Source organism: Rubneribacter badeniensis (genome assembly GCF_002899695.1).
Lineage (GTDB): Bacteria > Actinomycetota > Coriobacteriia > Coriobacteriales > Eggerthellaceae > Rubneribacter > Rubneribacter badeniensis.
Genome location: NZ_PPEL01000002.1, coordinates 48,801 through 63,306 on the forward strand (window position 1 = coordinate 48,801; position 14,506 = coordinate 63,306).

10 protein-coding genes are annotated in these 14,506 nt (G+C 68.1%); 9 read left to right on the forward strand and 1 reads right to left on the reverse strand.

The genetic code is table 11. The annotated features are described in order from the left end of the window. Positions 1-12 precede the first annotated feature (12 nt). The 7 genes from infB to C2L80_RS00910 all read left to right on the forward strand — a co-directional run bounded on the left by infB (position 13) and on the right by C2L80_RS00910 (position 9,451). On the forward strand, positions 13-2,757 hold the full coding sequence (gene infB / locus C2L80_RS00880; RefSeq protein ID WP_103262432.1) for a translation initiation factor IF-2: 2,745 nt from the start codon (positions 13-15) through the stop codon (positions 2,755-2,757). 285 nt (positions 2,758-3,042) lie between these two features. Continuing rightward, complete coding sequence (gene rbfA / locus C2L80_RS00885) at positions 3,043-3,474, forward strand: 30S ribosome-binding factor RbfA (protein ID WP_092197445.1); 432 nt, start codon at positions 3,043-3,045, stop codon at positions 3,472-3,474. Positions 3,475-3,483: 9 nt separating this feature from the next. Beyond that, the gene (locus C2L80_RS00890) at positions 3,484-4,545 is read left to right on the forward strand and encodes a DHH family phosphoesterase (protein WP_103262433.1); all 1,062 of its coding nucleotides are present in this window, start codon (positions 3,484-3,486) and stop codon (positions 4,543-4,545) included. Beyond that, positions 4,542-5,558: a tRNA pseudouridine(55) synthase TruB gene (truB, locus tag C2L80_RS00895; protein ID WP_239938621.1), complete on the forward strand. Its 1,017-nt coding sequence runs from the start codon at positions 4,542-4,544 to the stop codon at positions 5,556-5,558. The genes C2L80_RS00890 and truB overlap by 4 nt, the downstream gene beginning before the upstream one ends. Continuing rightward, entirely contained in the window at positions 5,542-6,465 is a 924-nt protein-coding gene (ribF, locus tag C2L80_RS00900) for a riboflavin biosynthesis protein RibF (protein WP_103262435.1), read from the forward strand. The genes truB and ribF overlap by 17 nt, the downstream gene beginning before the upstream one ends. Before the next feature lie 401 nt (positions 6,466-6,866). Then, positions 6,867-8,984, forward strand: coding sequence for a sodium-translocating pyrophosphatase (locus tag C2L80_RS00905; protein ID WP_191383333.1), 2,118 nt, complete (start codon positions 6,867-6,869; stop codon positions 8,982-8,984). 242 nt (positions 8,985-9,226) lie between these two features. Next, positions 9,227-9,451, forward strand: coding sequence for a hypothetical protein (locus tag C2L80_RS00910; RefSeq protein WP_239938623.1), 225 nt, complete (start codon positions 9,227-9,229; stop codon positions 9,449-9,451). A 557-nt stretch (positions 9,452-10,008) separates the two neighbouring features. On the opposite strand, the gene gdhA is transcribed toward C2L80_RS00910, so the two are convergent. Beyond that, complete coding sequence (gene gdhA, locus C2L80_RS00915) at positions 10,009-11,340, reverse strand: NADP-specific glutamate dehydrogenase (RefSeq protein WP_103262438.1); 1,332 nt, start codon at positions 11,338-11,340, stop codon at positions 10,009-10,011. Between the two features lie 421 nt (positions 11,341-11,761). Between gdhA and C2L80_RS00920 the strand changes: the two genes are divergently transcribed. Next, positions 11,762-13,144, forward strand: coding sequence for a DUF2130 domain-containing protein (locus C2L80_RS00920; RefSeq protein ID WP_103262439.1), 1,383 nt, complete (start codon positions 11,762-11,764; stop codon positions 13,142-13,144). Between the two features lie 329 nt (positions 13,145-13,473). Continuing rightward, positions 13,474-14,409 (forward strand): LysO family transporter, encoded by a 936-nt coding sequence (locus tag C2L80_RS00925; RefSeq protein ID WP_103262440.1) that lies wholly within the window; start codon positions 13,474-13,476, stop codon positions 14,407-14,409. The last annotated feature ends 97 nt before the right edge of the window (positions 14,410-14,506 follow it).

Here is a 14,506-nt window from a genome sequence, read left to right on the forward strand (position 1 = left end):
GAGGAGTGGTATATGGCCAGCATGCGAGTACATGAGTTGGCGAAGGAGTTCGACATGTCGAGCAAGGAGCTGCTCGACAAGCTGCACGAGATGAAGATCCCCGCGAAGAGCCATGCGAGCATGCTCGCCGACGCCTACGTTGCCAAGATCCGCAAGAACCTCGAGCCCGAGATCAAGCAGCGCGCCGGCCAGCTCGAGGACGAGGAGGCGAAGAAGCTCGCCGAGGAGCGCGCCGCCGCCGAGCGCCAGCGCGCCGAGGAGGAGCGCGCCCGTCGCGAGGCCGTGGAGCAGGAGCGCGCCGCCCGCGAGGCCGAACGCGCCCGCCGCGAGGCTGCCGACGGCGCACCGAAGGCCGCGGAGCGCGCGCCCAAGAAGGCTCCCGCCCCCTCGCCGTTCGAAAGCCTGGCAAGCCAGATCGAAAGCGAGAAGGAGCGCGTCGCGCGCGAGGCGGCCGAGGCCCGCGCCCGAGCCCGCGCCGCGAAGATCGCCGCCGAGGTGGCCAAGAAGCAGGCGGTGGAGGAGGCCTTGCGCCAGCGCAGCGCCAAGGGCGGCAAGTCGTCCGCGTCGGCCTCGCCCAAGAAGCCCGCTCCGGTGCTCGGCGCGAAGAAGTCGAGCTTCGACTCGCTGCTGTCGCAGATCGAGGCCGAGAAGCAGCGCATCGAGTCGCAGCAGAAGCAGACTGCCGCGCAGTCCCAGGGCGCGCGTCGCGGCGGCAAGCCCGAGCGCGGATCCAAGAAGGGGCGCAGGGGCGCCTCGTTCGAGCAGATCGTGCCCGAGCTCGAGCAGCAGCAGACGCAGCCCGAGGACCGCTACGCCCAGATGGCCGTGCAGGCCGAGAAGCTGCAGCGCGACAAAGTGCTCGCCGAGGCGCGCGCGGCCGTGGCCGCCGCCACCTCGCACGAGGGGGAGGGCCGCCGCAAGAAGCGCAAGCAGAAGCGCGAGGCCGCCAACCGCGAGCGCCTCGAGCTCGAGGCCATCGAGAAGGGGCTCGACCCCACGCTCGTGCTCGATGACTCCGTGGTGGAGATCCCCCAGGGCGCGACCGTGGCCAAGTTCGCCGAGCTTTTGGGCGTGCAGCCCAACGACGTCATCAAGCGCCTGTTCATGCTGGGCCAGGTGCTCACGCTCACGCAGTCGATGGCCGACGACATGATCGAGCTCATCGCCGACGACCTGGGCCGCAAGGTGCGCGTCGTGTCGCCCGAGGAGGAGTACGCCGTCGTCTACCACGACCGCGAGGAGGACCTCAAGCCGCGCCCGCCCGTGGTCACCGTCATGGGCCACGTCGACCACGGCAAGACGTCGCTTCTCGACGCCATCCGCGACACGGGCGTGGCCGCAGGAGAGGCCGGCGGCATCACGCAGCACATCGGCGCGTCGGTGGTGGACATCAACGGACGCCAGATCACGTTCATCGACACGCCGGGCCACGAGGCGTTCACCGCCATGCGCGCCCGCGGCGCCCAGGTGACCGACGTCATCGTGCTCGTGGTGGCCGCCGACGACGGCGTGATGCCGCAGACCATCGAGGCCATCAACCACGCGAAGGCCGCCGAGGTCCCCATCGTGGTGGCCGTGAACAAGATCGACAAGGCCGGCGCCAACCCCGACCGCGTGCGCCAGGAGCTCACCGAGTACGGCGTCATCCCCGAGGAGTGGGGCGGCTCGAACATGTTCGTGGAGGTGTCGGCCAAGCAGCGCCTGCACATCGACGACGTGCTCGAGACGATCCTTCTGCAGGCCGACGTGCTCGAGCTCAAGGCCAACCCCGACGCCGAGGCTTCCGGCTTCGTCATCGAGGCGAACCTCGACAAGGGCCGCGGCCCCGTGGCCACCGTGCTCGTGCAGCGCGGCACGCTCCATCCGGGCGACGCCGTGGTGGCCGGCACGTCCTACGGGCGCGTGCGCGCCCTCGTCGATCCGCGCGGCCGCCATGTGGACGCGGCCGGTCCCGCCGATCCGGTGGAGATCCTCGGCTTGTCGAGCGTGCCCACCGCCGGCGACGAGTTCCGCGTGTTCGCCGACGAGCGCGACGCCCGCAAGCTGGCCGAGGAGCGCGCGCTGCGCGCCCGTTTGGCCGAGCAGGAGACGAAGTCCCATATGAGCCTGGACGACCTGTTCAACCGCATCGAGGAGGGCAAGCAGACCGACCTCAACCTCATCGTGAAGGCCGACGTGCAGGGCTCCATCGAGGCGCTGCGCGACGCGTTCGAGAAGATGGACCAGTCCGAGGTGCGCATCAACATCGTGCACTCGGCCGTGGGCGGCATCACCGAGACGGACGTCACGCTGGCGAGCGCCTCGGACGCCATCATCATCGGCTTCAACGTGCGCCCGACCGGCAAGTCCAAGCAGCAAGCCGAGAAGGAAAAGGTGGACATCCGCCTGTACCGCGTCATCTATCAGGCCATCGAGGAGATCAACGCCGCGCGCGTGGGTCTGCTCTCGCCCGACATCGTGGAGGAGGACACCGGCACCGCCGAGGTGCGCGAGACGTTCAAGGTGCCGAAGGTGGGCACCATCGCCGGCTGCTACGTCACCGAAGGCGAGATCCACCGCGACGACAAGGTGCGCATCGTGCGCGACGGCACGGTCATCTTCGAGGGCGCGATGGCGTCGCTGCGTCGCTTCAAGGACGATGTGAAGTCCGTGAAGCAGGGCTACGAGTGCGGCATCGGCATCGAGAAGTTCCAAGACCTCAAGGTGGGCGACCTCATCGAGGGCTACACCTCGAAGGAAGTCGAGCGCACGGAATAGTTCGGGTGCGGCGGCCTTCCGGCCGCCGCAACGAGCCGACGTTGCGGCCGGTTGCGACGTCCGATCTTCGCGCGATCCCGAAATGCCCTGCCTCGGCTTCGCCGATCAGGGCGCGCCCGCTCGGGCGCGTAGTGCGGGATCAAGCAGTCTGCCGGACTGTTTGACACGTGCCAGAGTACGCGTTGCCTTCGCGATCCCACGAAACTCGGGCGTCGCAGCCAGCCTCGCTGACTTACTAACGCCAACCTGCGAGATACGCAACCTGCGAGAAAGGAGCTCTTTTCCATGAAGCAGGGTTCATCCAACCGCAAGGTCAACGAGCAGGCTCGCGAGGTGATCGCGGGCATCCTCCTGTTCGAGATATCCGATCCGCGCCTTGCGCTCGTCACCATCACGGGCTGCGAGGTGAGCTACGACCGTAGCGTGTGCAACGTGTACTACACCGCCGAGCCGGGCCGCTACGAGGAGGCCGCGGCGGCGTTCAAGGTCGCCGCAGGGCGCATCCGCTCGCTCATGGCGCGCCAGCTGTCGTGGCGCGTGGCACCCGAGCTGCGCTTCCGCTTGGATGCGAGCGTGGACGAGGCCGAGCGCATCGCGTCGGCGCTCAAGCGCGACGCTGCCCGCAACGCCTCTGGCGCATCCGAAGCGTCCGACGCATCTGATGCGCCCGGCGACGACGCCTCGGCGTCCGCCGACGATGCGGCGACGGGCGAGTAGGGAGCGTCCATGGCCCCCACCCCCCAAACCAACACCGACCTCGCGGCGATCGCCGATGCGCTGAGAGCGTCCGACGACATCGTGATCTGCGGGCACGTGAGCCCCGACGGCGATTGCCTCGGCTCGCAGCTTGCGCTCGCCGCCGCGCTCAAAGGCCTCGGCAAGCGCGTGGCGTGCCTGCTCGCGAAAGACGAGCCGGCGGATGCGCGGCTCTCTTTCCTCCCCGGCTTCGCCGATCTCGTGCCGGCGGCGCGCTACGACGGCCCTGCGCGGACGTTCGTGGCCGTCGACGTCCCCACGCGCGCGCGCATCGGCGACGCGGTCTCGCTGCTCGATGCGAGCGAGACGTCCGTGGTGGTTGACCATCACGCGGCGGAGACGACGATGGCCGACCTCACGTACGTGGACCCCGACGCGGCCTCCACGACCATGCTCGTGTGGGAGCTTGCGGGACTGCTCGGCGCGGACCGCATCGGCGACGTGGCCCTGTGCTGCTACGCCGGCCTCGTCACCGACACGGGGCGCTTCCAGTACCAGAACACCGACGCGGCCGCTTTGCGTGCTGCGTCGGAGATGGCGGCGGCGGGCGCCGATGCGGCCTTCGTGTCGCGCGCCGTGTTCCAGAGCCGTTCGGAGGCATCGGTGCGCCTCGAAGGCGTCGCCATCGGCAGGATGAGGCTCGAGGCGGGCGGCGCGATCGCGCAAAGCTGGCTTTCCCGCGAGGACTTCGAGGCGCTCGGCGCGACGAAGGCCGATGCGGAGCCCGTCATCGACGCGCTGCGTTCGATCGCGGGCGTGCGCGTGGCGTGCGTGCTGCGCGAGCAGGACGGGGCCGTGCGCGGCAGTCTGCGTGCGAAGGACGGCACCGACGTGGCGGCCATCGCGCGCCGCTTCGGCGGCGGCGGGCATGTGGCGGCCGCCGGGTTCACGCTCGAGCTGCCGCTGTCCGAGGCGGTGACGACCGTGGGGCGCGCGCTCGAGGAGGCCGTCGCCGTCGCGTCGCAAGCGCCGCTTTCGTCGGACGCGCCGGCTGCGCCGTCCGCGCCAGACGAGGGGGTGTGCCGCTCGTGAGACGGGGGACATCGGGGCTTTCGCTCGTGGTGGGCGTGAACAAGCCCGCGGGCATGAGCTCGCACGATGTGGTGAACCGCTGCCGGCGCATCTTCGGCGAGCGGCGCGTGGGGCACACGGGCACGCTCGATCCGATGGCCACGGGCGTGCTGCCCGTGTGCGTGGGGCCGGCCACGCGGCTCGGTGCCTATCTGACTGGGCACGACAAACGCTACCGCGTGAGGATCGCCTTCGGCGCGGGCACCGACACCGACGATGCCGAAGGGCGCGTGCTGCGCACCGCTCCGGTGCCGGCGTGCGTGCTGGATCCCGAATTCGCCCGCGCGTTCGTCGCGGGCCTCGTGGGCGCGCGCAAGCAGATGCCCCCCGCGTACTCGGCTGTCAAGGTGGGAGGCACGAAATCCTACGAGGCGGCTCGTTCGGGCTCCATCATCGAGCTCAAGCCGCGCGACATCGTCGTGCACGACGCGCTCCTCCTGGGGGTGCGCGAGGCGTCGGACGGCTGCGACCTGCCGTCGTGGGACGTCGAGTTCCACGTGTCGAAGGGCACCTACATCCGCGCCCTCGCCCGTGACGCGGGCGCGGCGCTGGGCTGTCCGGCGCACGTGGCCGCGCTTGAGCGCACGGCGCTCGGCCTGCTTTCCCTCGAGGAGTGCGTGAGTCTGGAGGCGCTTGCCGACCTCGGTGACCGCGCCGCGCTCGACCCGGTGCGCCTTCTCGGCGCGCGCTTCGCGTTCGCGCAGGGGGATATGGCCGCCCGGGTGGCCAACGGCGCGGCTCTCGGATCGGCCGAGCTGCCCTTGTTCGAGCGTCGCCGCACGACGTCGGCGCTCGAGCTGTGCGCATGCACGGCGGGCGTGCGCGAGAGCTGCGAGCCGCCCAAGGACGGCGAGCTCGTGGCCGTCGTTTCGGACAACAGGCTGGCAGCGCTCTATGGGTACGACAGGGCGCGCGACAGGTTCAAGGCGCGCTGCGTGTTTCAGACGGGGGTGTCTCGTGGCAGAGATTGTTAAGGCCGACGACGCGTTCGACCACGGCTTCTTCGAGGGCACCTCGTGCGCCTTCGGCGTGTTCGACGGCGTGCACCGGGGACATCGGTTCCTGCTCGACCGCGCGCGGGACACCGCCGCGCGCTCGGGCGGCAGGAGCGTCGCGCTCACGTTCGACATCGATCCCGACGAGGTGTTCCATCCGCTGCGCCTCAAGAAGCTCATGACGAACGAAGAGCGCCTGTCGATGCTCGCGTCCACGGGGGTGGACGCCGTGTGCGTGCTGCCGTTCACCCGCGAGTTCGCGGCGTCGAGCCCTGCGGAGTTCCTTGCGCAGACCTTCGACGGGACGCCTCCGGCGTATCTGCACGTGGGGTTCGACTTCAAGTTCGGCGCCCGCGCGTGCGGCACCGTCGACGACCTCGACGCCTGGGGGCTTGCGGGCGGCACGAAGGTGCGGGCGCACGGCCTGAAAAGCGACGACGGCGCGCCCATCACGGCCACGCGCATCCGGCTGCTTCTGGCTGCGGGCGACATCGAGGAGGCGAACCGGCTGCTCGGGCGCCCCTACTTCATGACCGGGACCGTCGAACCCGGTCGCGGGGAAGGAGCCGACCTGGGGTTCCGCACGGCCAACCTCGAGGTGCCCGACCAGCTCCGTCCGCTCGGCGACGGCGTGTACGCGGCTTGGGCCGAGGTGGGCGGGGCGCGGTACAAGGCCGCCGTCAACGTGGGCGTGGCCGCCACGTTTGCCGACCGAGCCACCGCCACCTGCGAAGCGCACCTGCTCGACTTCTCGGGCGATCTGTACGGAAAGCCCGTCAAGGTGGAGTTCCTCCATTGGCTGCGCCCCATGCGGGCGTTCGACGACATGGACGAGCTCATCGCCACCGTCAAGGGCAACATCGCCTGGGTGCGGGAGAACTTGTAGGGGTCTCGGTCGCCCAGGGGCCGTCGCGGTTCGCGCCAAATGGCGAGAAACGACCGAAGTCGGAAAGCCTTGCCCTCCCGCTTGCCTCTGTTGCATGGAAAGCGCCTGGTCGACGGTTGGGGTCGATGTCGAAGGGGCTTGCCGGGGCCGCTCGTTCTTCCGATTTCGGCGCGTCCACGCCTACCGTTTTCCAGGAGGGGGGCTTGTGGGTGCGCGGCGGCGTTTCGTTGGTCGAGCGATGAGGCTCGTCAGGCGAAAAACGCCGAATACGGCTTCACATCATCAACAAATCCCCTACAATAATGCAGTTGCGACTTTTCCGCCCGAATGCCCGGCGCAAAGGCCGCACGCTTCGTATCCGTCCGGACAAGGAGGAATCAGTGACCACTGCAGTCGCATGGATGGCTCCCGTGTGCGCCTTGATAGGCATCTGCATGGCGGGCTATTTGGGTTCCTGGGTGCTGAGGCAGGACCCAGGCCCTGACAAGATGAACGGCATCTCGCTCAAGATCCAGCAGGGCGCCAAGGCGTTCCTCATGAGCGAGTACAAGCTGCTCGTCATCTTCATGATCGTCGTGGCCGTCGTCATGGCCGTGTTCCTGTCGCCGATCACGGCGCTCGCGTTCGTCACGGGCGGCGTCATGTCCGCCGCCGCGGGCTACGTGGGCATGCACGTGGCCACGCGCGCAAACACCCGCACGGCGCACGCCGCCGAGGAGTCGGTCGCGAAGGCGCTCAACATCAGCTTCAAATCGGGCCTCACGATGGGCCTGTGCGTGGCGTCGTTCGCCCTCATGGGCCTGTCGCTGTGGCTCATCGCCATGGTGTTCGGCATGGCGGCGGGCGTGGACATCAACGCCGAGCTGGCCGGCCTCATGCACACGAACATCGGCATGGTGGAGGGCTTCGCCACCGGCGCGTCGGCTGTTGCGCTGTTCGCGCGTGTGGGCGGCGGCATCTACACGAAGGCCGCCGACGTGGGCGCCGACCTCGTGGGCAAGGTGGAAGCGGGCATTCCCGAGGACGATCCGCGCAACCCGGCCACCATCGCCGACAACGTGGGCGACAACGTGGGCGATGTCGCGGGCATGGGCGCCGACCTGTTCGAGAGCTACACGGGCGCGATCCTCGCCCCCACCATCCTGGCGGCCACCTTCGGCGCGCTGGGCGGCTACTTCGCCACGGGTGACCTCGTGTGGGCGCTCGTGACCCCGGTCATCATCGCCGGCTGCGGCATCATCACGTCCATCATCGGTCTGTTCGCCGTGCGCACGAAGGAAGGTGCCGCGCTGCACAAGGCCCTCAACCGCGGCACGTACCTCGCTGCGGGCATCGAGATCGTCGTGATCTTCTGCCTGTTCGCCCTCTGGAACTCCCAGAGCGCCGAGGCCCAGCCCCTGTGGCTGTTCGGCTCGGTGCTGTGCGGCTTGGTGGCGGGGCTCGCCATCGGCAAGATCACCGAGTACTTCTGCTCCGACAAGTACAAGCCGGTGCACAAGATCGCCGACGCCGCCGACACGGGCGCGGCCACGGTCATCATCGAGGGCCTGGGCACGGGAATGCTCTCCACCATCGCGCCCATCGTGCTCGTTGCGCTCGCCATCATCGGCGCGTACACGTTTGGGAACATGGCGTTCCCGAACGCCACGGCTGAAGGCGGCATCGCCGTCGGCCTGTTCGGCGTGGGCTTGGCCGCCACGGGCATGCTGTCCAACACCGCCATCACCATCGGCGTGGACGCCTACGGGCCCGTGGCCGACAACGCGGGCGGCATCGCCGAGATGGCGGGGTTGCCCGAGGAGGTGCGCGACCGCACCGACGCCCTCGACGCCGTGGGCAACACGACGGCCGCCATCGCGAAGGGCTTCGCCATCGCGTCCGCGGGCCTGTCGGCCATCTCGCTCTTCGTGTCCTATCAGGCCACGATGCACCATGCCATTCCCGACTTCGCGCTCACGTTGACTGATCCCGTCATCGTGGCCGGCGTTTTCATCGGAGCCATGATGCCGTTCATGTTCGCGGCCCTCACCATGGGTGCCGTGTCGCGCGCGGCGCATGCGATGGTGGAGGAGGTGCGTCGCCAGTTCCGTGAGATCAAGGGCATCATGGAATACGAGGCCGAGCCCGAGTACGACAAGTGCGTGGCCATCTCCACCTCCTCGGCCCTGCGCGAGATGATGCTGCCGGGGTGCTTGGCCATCATCGTGCCGGTTGCCATCGGCTGCTTCAACCCGGCCATGCTCGGCGGCTTTCTGGCCGGCGCCGTGTCCACCGGCATGCTCATGGCCATCTTCATGTCCAACGCCGGCGGCGCGTGGGACAACGCGAAGAAGTACATCGAGCAGGGGTACCACGGCGGCAAGGGCTCTGATGCCCACAAGGCCGCGGTCGTGGGCGACACCGTGGGCGATCCGTTCAAGGACACGTCCGGTCCGTCCATGAACATCCTCATCAACCTCATGACCATCGTCTCTCTGACGTTCGCGCCGCTGTTCATCGTGGTGCAAGGGCTGTTCTAGGCCGACTGCCGACAACGTGCGCTTGAGGCGCGCGAACGGCTTCGAGGCCCCCGGCGCTACGGCTGCGCCGGGGGCCTCGTGCGTTTTCGGCGCTTTTTGCCGGCACGAAGCGGAAATCGGCGTTGTGCTACACTGGGTCTCGCGGATTCGGTGGATCGGTGAAAGAGAGGCGCGCGATGGCGAGCAGGAAACCTTCGGCGAACGCGAAGCGGACCGCGGCGTTCAAGGCGGGCCTTGGAAGCATGGATGATGTCTTCGAGCGCGAATGCGCTCGCAAGGAGCGCAGCGCCGAGGAGCGCGAGGAGGCGCTCGTGCGGAAGGCGTGCCTGTCGAAGAACTGCTACGGCAGCCGGGACGACGCTGCGGAGGCCGCCCGCGCTTGCGCGGCGCACGGCGCGCCGAGGCTGCACTGCTACCGCTGCCCGCATTGCGGCGGCTGGCACCTCACCTCGAAAGGCGAGCGCTGAGCGGAGCCCGTGGGCCGGGCTGCGCCGACGGCCTCATCCGCATGTTCGCATGTGCCGAGCGGCTGCGGACGGCCTCCTTTGCGTCGGCGGCGCGGCTGGTGCGGGCGCACGCATGGCGTGATCAGGGCGGCTGGGAGAGGCGTGCTCGGAGATGGTGGCGCGCTTGCGCACGTGCTTGCGATGTTCGGCACTCCTGGCGCGCCGCATGCTTGCATAAACGGTAATGAATTTGCAAAAATATTGCTATATTTTACCGTAGATGGTGCTATATGGCATGTTTCGGTTTATCAGACTGCCCTCAAGCTTGACTTGCGTCTGTAAACGGTAAAATATCGCCTCAAACTTCTTCAAGTCTTACCGTTAGATGCAAACGGGCAACGGCAAGTGCCCTTTGCGGTAAAATCTCATGAAAAATTTTCCGATTCATTACCGTTAGAGGAAAGCGAGTCGTGCGAAGGCCGTGTGCGGAAGCGGAAGGGGCGTGGAAGGCGAAAGGGCGCGGCCACAATGCGACCGCGCCCTTGTTTGCGCTTGAAACCTCTGATAGAGAAGTCTTCTTACACGATGCCCTGGGCCAGCATGGCGTCGGCGAGTTTCTTGAAGCCGGCGATGTTGGCGCCCATCACGTAATTGCCCTCGTGGCCGAACTCGCGGGCGGCGTCGTCGGCCGCGTGGTAGATGCTCTTCATGATGCCCTGCAGCTTCGCGTCCACTTCCTCGAACGACCACGACAGGCGCTCGGAGTTCTGCGACATCTCCAGGCCCGAAGTGGCCACGCCGCCGGCGTTGGCGGCCTTGCCGGGGCAGAACACCACGCCGTTCTCCATGAGGTAGTCGGTGGCGTCCATCGTGGTGGGCATGTTCGCGCCCTCGGCCACGATCTTCACGCCGTTGGCCACGAGCTGCTTCGCGTCGTCGATCAGAAGCTCGTTCTGCGTGGCGCACGGCAGCGCGATGTCCACCGGCACGCTCCACACGCCGCGGCCCTCGTGGTACTCCACACCCTCGCGGCGCTTGGCGTACTCGCTGATGCGGCCGCGCTCGACTTCCTTGATCTGCTTGACCAGGGCCACGTCGATGCCTGCCGGGTCGTGGATCCAGCCGGTGGAGTCGGAGAGCGTGACCACCTTCGCGCCCAGCTGCTGGGCCTTCTCGGTGGCGTAGATGGCCACGTTGCCCGAGCCGGACACGGCCACGGTCTTGCCCTCGAAGGAGTCGCCGTGGCAGGCGAGGTGCTCCTGCACGAAGTACACGAGGCCGTAGCCCGTGGCCTCGGTGCGGGCGAGCGAGCCGCCGTAGGACAGGCCCTTGCCCGTGAGCACGCCCACCCATTCGTTGCGGATGCGCTTGTACTGGCCGAACATATAGCCGATCTCGCGCGCGCCCGTGCCGATGTCGCCGGCGGGCACGTCGGTGTCGGCGCCGATGTGGCGGCACAGCTCCGTCATGAAGGACTGGCAGAAGCGCATGACCTCGCCGTCGGACTTGCCCTTCGGGTCGAAGTCGCTGCCGCCCTTGCCGCCGCCCATCGGCAGCGTGGTCAGACTGTTCTTGAAGATCTGCTCGAATCCGAGGAACTTGATGATGCCGAGGTTCACCGAAGGATGCAGGCGCAGGCCGCCCTTGTAGGGGCCGAGCGCGCTGTTGAACTCCACGCGGAACCCGCGGTTCACCTGCACGGTGCCGTCGTCGGCCACCCACGGCACGCGGAACATGATGACGCGCTCCGGCTCGACGATGCGCTCCAGAAGCCCCGCCTTCTCATAGGCAGGGTTCGACTCGATGACCGGCTCCAAGGACTTCAGCACCTCGGTGACGGCCTGGATGAACTCGGGCTCGTTGGGGTTTTTGGCCTTCACGTGCTCGATGACGCTGTCGACGTAGCTCATCTTCGTTGAACCTCCATTCATGCGTGTGCGCTTACCGTTCTCATTATAGAGAGCGAGGCCGCTCGTGCGCGCCGATTTAAACGTTTTGAAACAAAAGGCCCGCTCCGTCTGCGTCGGTTGCGGCGCGGAACCGCCCGTCGTCGCGTTCGGGGCGGAGCGGTCCCGCACGCGCTGCGCACGGCATGCGCGTGCGCTTTGGCGTCGGCGCGAGCGGTTGCAACGCGTTTGGCTCGGCATGCGCCTTCCGTTGCGGCGGGCGCCGCGTCGGATGCGGGCCGCGCCGTCTCGCAGGCGCGCCGAGCGCAGGCTTTGCGCGTTGGAGCCATGATAGCGCGTTCGAAGTTTTCGTCTGTACCGAAAGCGGGTCGGCTGCGCGTTTCGCGATGGGGTAGAATCGTTTCGACGCGAAGGAGGAGCGAGCATGAACGAGATCAAGTGCCCCCAGTGCGGGACGGTGTTTCAGGTTGACGAGACGGGCTATGCGAAGATCGTGAGCCAGATACGCGACAGCGAGTTCGCCCGGGAGCTTGAGCAGCGCGAGCGGAGCCTGGTCGAGCAGCGGGAGCAGGCGGTGCGTTTGGCGGTGGCGCAGGAGCGCAGCCGCGCCCAGGAGGGCGCAGCCTCGAGCGCGGCGCGCATCGCCGAGCTGGAGGCGCTGCTCGAAGCGGCCAAGCGCGAAGGGGCCGCCGGCATCGAGGCCCTCAAGCGCGATCAAAAAGCGCGCGAGCGCGCCGTTCAAGCCGAGCACGCCCGCGCTCTGGCCGACGCCGCGGCCGAACGCGACGCGCGCATCGCGCAGCTCGAGCGCGAGCTGTCCGTCCAGAACGCGGCGGTCTCCGCGGAGAAGCAGCTGGCGGTGGCCGAGGCGCGCGCGGCGCTCGAGCGCGAGCGCGACGCCCTGGCGGCCCAGGTGGAGCTTGTGCGCGCCGAAGGGGAGCGCGCGGCGAGCGCTCTGCGCGAGGAGATGGCGACCAAGCTGCGGGCCAAAGACGAGCTCATATCCTACAAAGACGAGGAGATCGCGCGCTACAAGGACATGAAGGCGCGCCTGTCCACGAAGATGGTGGGCGAGTCGCTTGAGCAGCACTGCGAGGCCGAGTTCAACAAGCTGCGCGCCACGGCGTTTCCGCGCGCGTACTTCGAGAAGGACAACGACGTGGTGGACGGCACGAAGGGCGACTACGTGTTCCGCGAGTGCGACGAGGACGGCACCGAGGTGGTGTCCATCATGTTCGAGATGAAGAACGAGAACGACGAGACGGCCACGAAGCACCGAAACGAGGACTTCCTCAAGAAGCTCGACGCCGACCGGCGCAAGAAGGGCTGCGAGTACGCCGTGCTCGTCACGCTCCTGGAGCCCGAGAGCGAGCTGTACAACGAGGGCATCGTGGACGTGGGCTACCGTTACGAGAAGATGTACGTGGTGCGCCCGCAGTTCTTCATCCCCATCATCTCGATCCTGCGCAACGCGGCGCTGTCGGCTATGACGTACAAGGCGGAGCTTGCCCGCGCCCGCAGCCAAAACGTCGACGTCACGCGCTTCGAGGAGCAGATGGAGGACTTCAAGGCGAAGTTCGGTCGCAACTACGAGCTGGCCAGCCGCAAGTTCCAGCAGGCCATCGATGAGATCGACAAGACCATCGACCATTTGCAGAAGACCAAAGACGCGCTTTTGGGCAGCGAGCGCAACCTGCGCCTGGCTAACGACAAGGCCCAGGACCTCACCATCAAGCGGCTGACGCGGAACAACCCCACCATGAAGGCCGCCTTCGCGGCTCTGCAGGAGGGAGACGGCCGGGGGTGATCCCCGTTCGGGCCCTCGTGGGGGAGCGAATGAGGCGCTTGGCGGGCGTGGATGCGGCTGGGCGGCGCGCTCGTCTGCGGGATGGCGGCGGCGTCCGCGCTTCGATTCGAGCGAGGAGTGCGGCGCCTTAGCGGCGCGGGCGGGTTGCCGAAGGCTTCGGCGATGCGGATATGGGGCTCGCGCCGCGCTTTGGAGAAACGCGGCGTCTGCGAAAGAAAGCGGAATGCGCTCGAAAGCGCGCGAGGCCTTCCGGCTTGCGCCCTGGCGTTTGGGCGTCGTTCGGGTATACTCTCTCCCGGCGAAACGACGGAAGAGAGAAAGGGCGCGGCGTGGAGGTGCTGGCGACGATGGCGGCGGGCGTGCTTGTGGGGGCGACCGTGTTCCCCGAGCGGCTGAAAGGGCTGGTCGAGAAGCTTACGCTTGTGGCCACGGCCCTGCTCATCTTCGCGATGGGCGCGACGCTCGGCGGGCGCGAGGGGTTCGTCGAGGAGCTTGCCGTCGTGGGCTGGGCGAGCGCGCTGTTTTGCGTCGTGCCCGCGGCGCTGTCGACGGCGGCGGTGTACGTGCTCACGAACGCCCTGATGGGCGACGTCGCGCGCCGTCCGGCCGGGCCTCGCATGGAGGCTGCGCGCAAGGACGCGCCGTCGAGCGCCGGCGAAGCCCTCATGATCGGCATGGCGGTGGGGGCGCTTTCGCTCGGCGTCGCGTACGGCCTCGCGGGCGTCTCGATCGCGCCCGTCGATCTTGTGGCAAGCGGCTCCGACGCCGTCCTCTACGCGCTCATGTTCCTCGTCGGCATCAGCGTGGGGGGCAGCCGCGGGCTTGTCGGGAAGCTCCGGCAGTACCATGTGCGCGTGCTCGTCATCCCCGCCGGCATCGTGGCCGGGTCGGTGGTGGGCGGGCTTCTGTGTGCGCCGCTTGCGGGGCTTTCGCTTCCCGAAGGGGCTGCCGTGGCATCGGGGCTGGGCTGGTACAGCCTCGCCGGGGTCATGATGACCGGCATCGCGGGCGCGCAGGTGGGCAGCATCACGTTTCTGGCGAACCTGCTGCGCGAGATGCTGTCGTTTTTCTGCATCCCGTGGATCGCGCGGCACCTCAACTACCCCTCGTGCATCGCGCCCGCCGGCGCCACGAGCGAGGACACGACGCTGCCGATGATGATCCGCTGCACGAACGGCGAGACGGTGGTGCTCTCGGTGCTCAACGGCGTGATCTGCTCGGCGCTCGTCCCCGTGCTGATAGAAGGGTTCCACCAGCTCATGTGAGATCCGCTCCGAGGCCGCCCGCGCCCTGGCCGACGCCTTCGCGCCAAGCGCTGCCCGCGTGCGGCGCAGACGGCGCGCGTCGGGCCTTGTGGGCGTC

Coding starts and splice junctions, on each gene's coding strand:
- gdhA (WP_103262438.1), bottom strand. CDS start 11,340: ATGAGCTACGTCGACAGCGTCATCGAGCACGTGAAGGCCAAAAACCCC.
- C2L80_RS00910 (WP_239938623.1), top strand. CDS start 9,227: ATGGATGATGTCTTCGAGCGCGAATGCGCTCGCAAGGAGCGCAGCGCC.
- rbfA (WP_092197445.1), top strand. CDS start 3,043: ATGAAGCAGGGTTCATCCAACCGCAAGGTCAACGAGCAGGCTCGCGAG.
- infB (WP_103262432.1), top strand. CDS start 13: ATGGCCAGCATGCGAGTACATGAGTTGGCGAAGGAGTTCGACATGTCG.
- C2L80_RS00890 (WP_103262433.1), top strand. CDS start 3,484: ATGGCCCCCACCCCCCAAACCAACACCGACCTCGCGGCGATCGCCGAT.
- C2L80_RS00905 (WP_191383333.1), top strand. CDS start 6,867: ATGGCTCCCGTGTGCGCCTTGATAGGCATCTGCATGGCGGGCTATTTG.
- C2L80_RS00920 (WP_103262439.1), top strand. CDS start 11,762: ATGAACGAGATCAAGTGCCCCCAGTGCGGGACGGTGTTTCAGGTTGAC.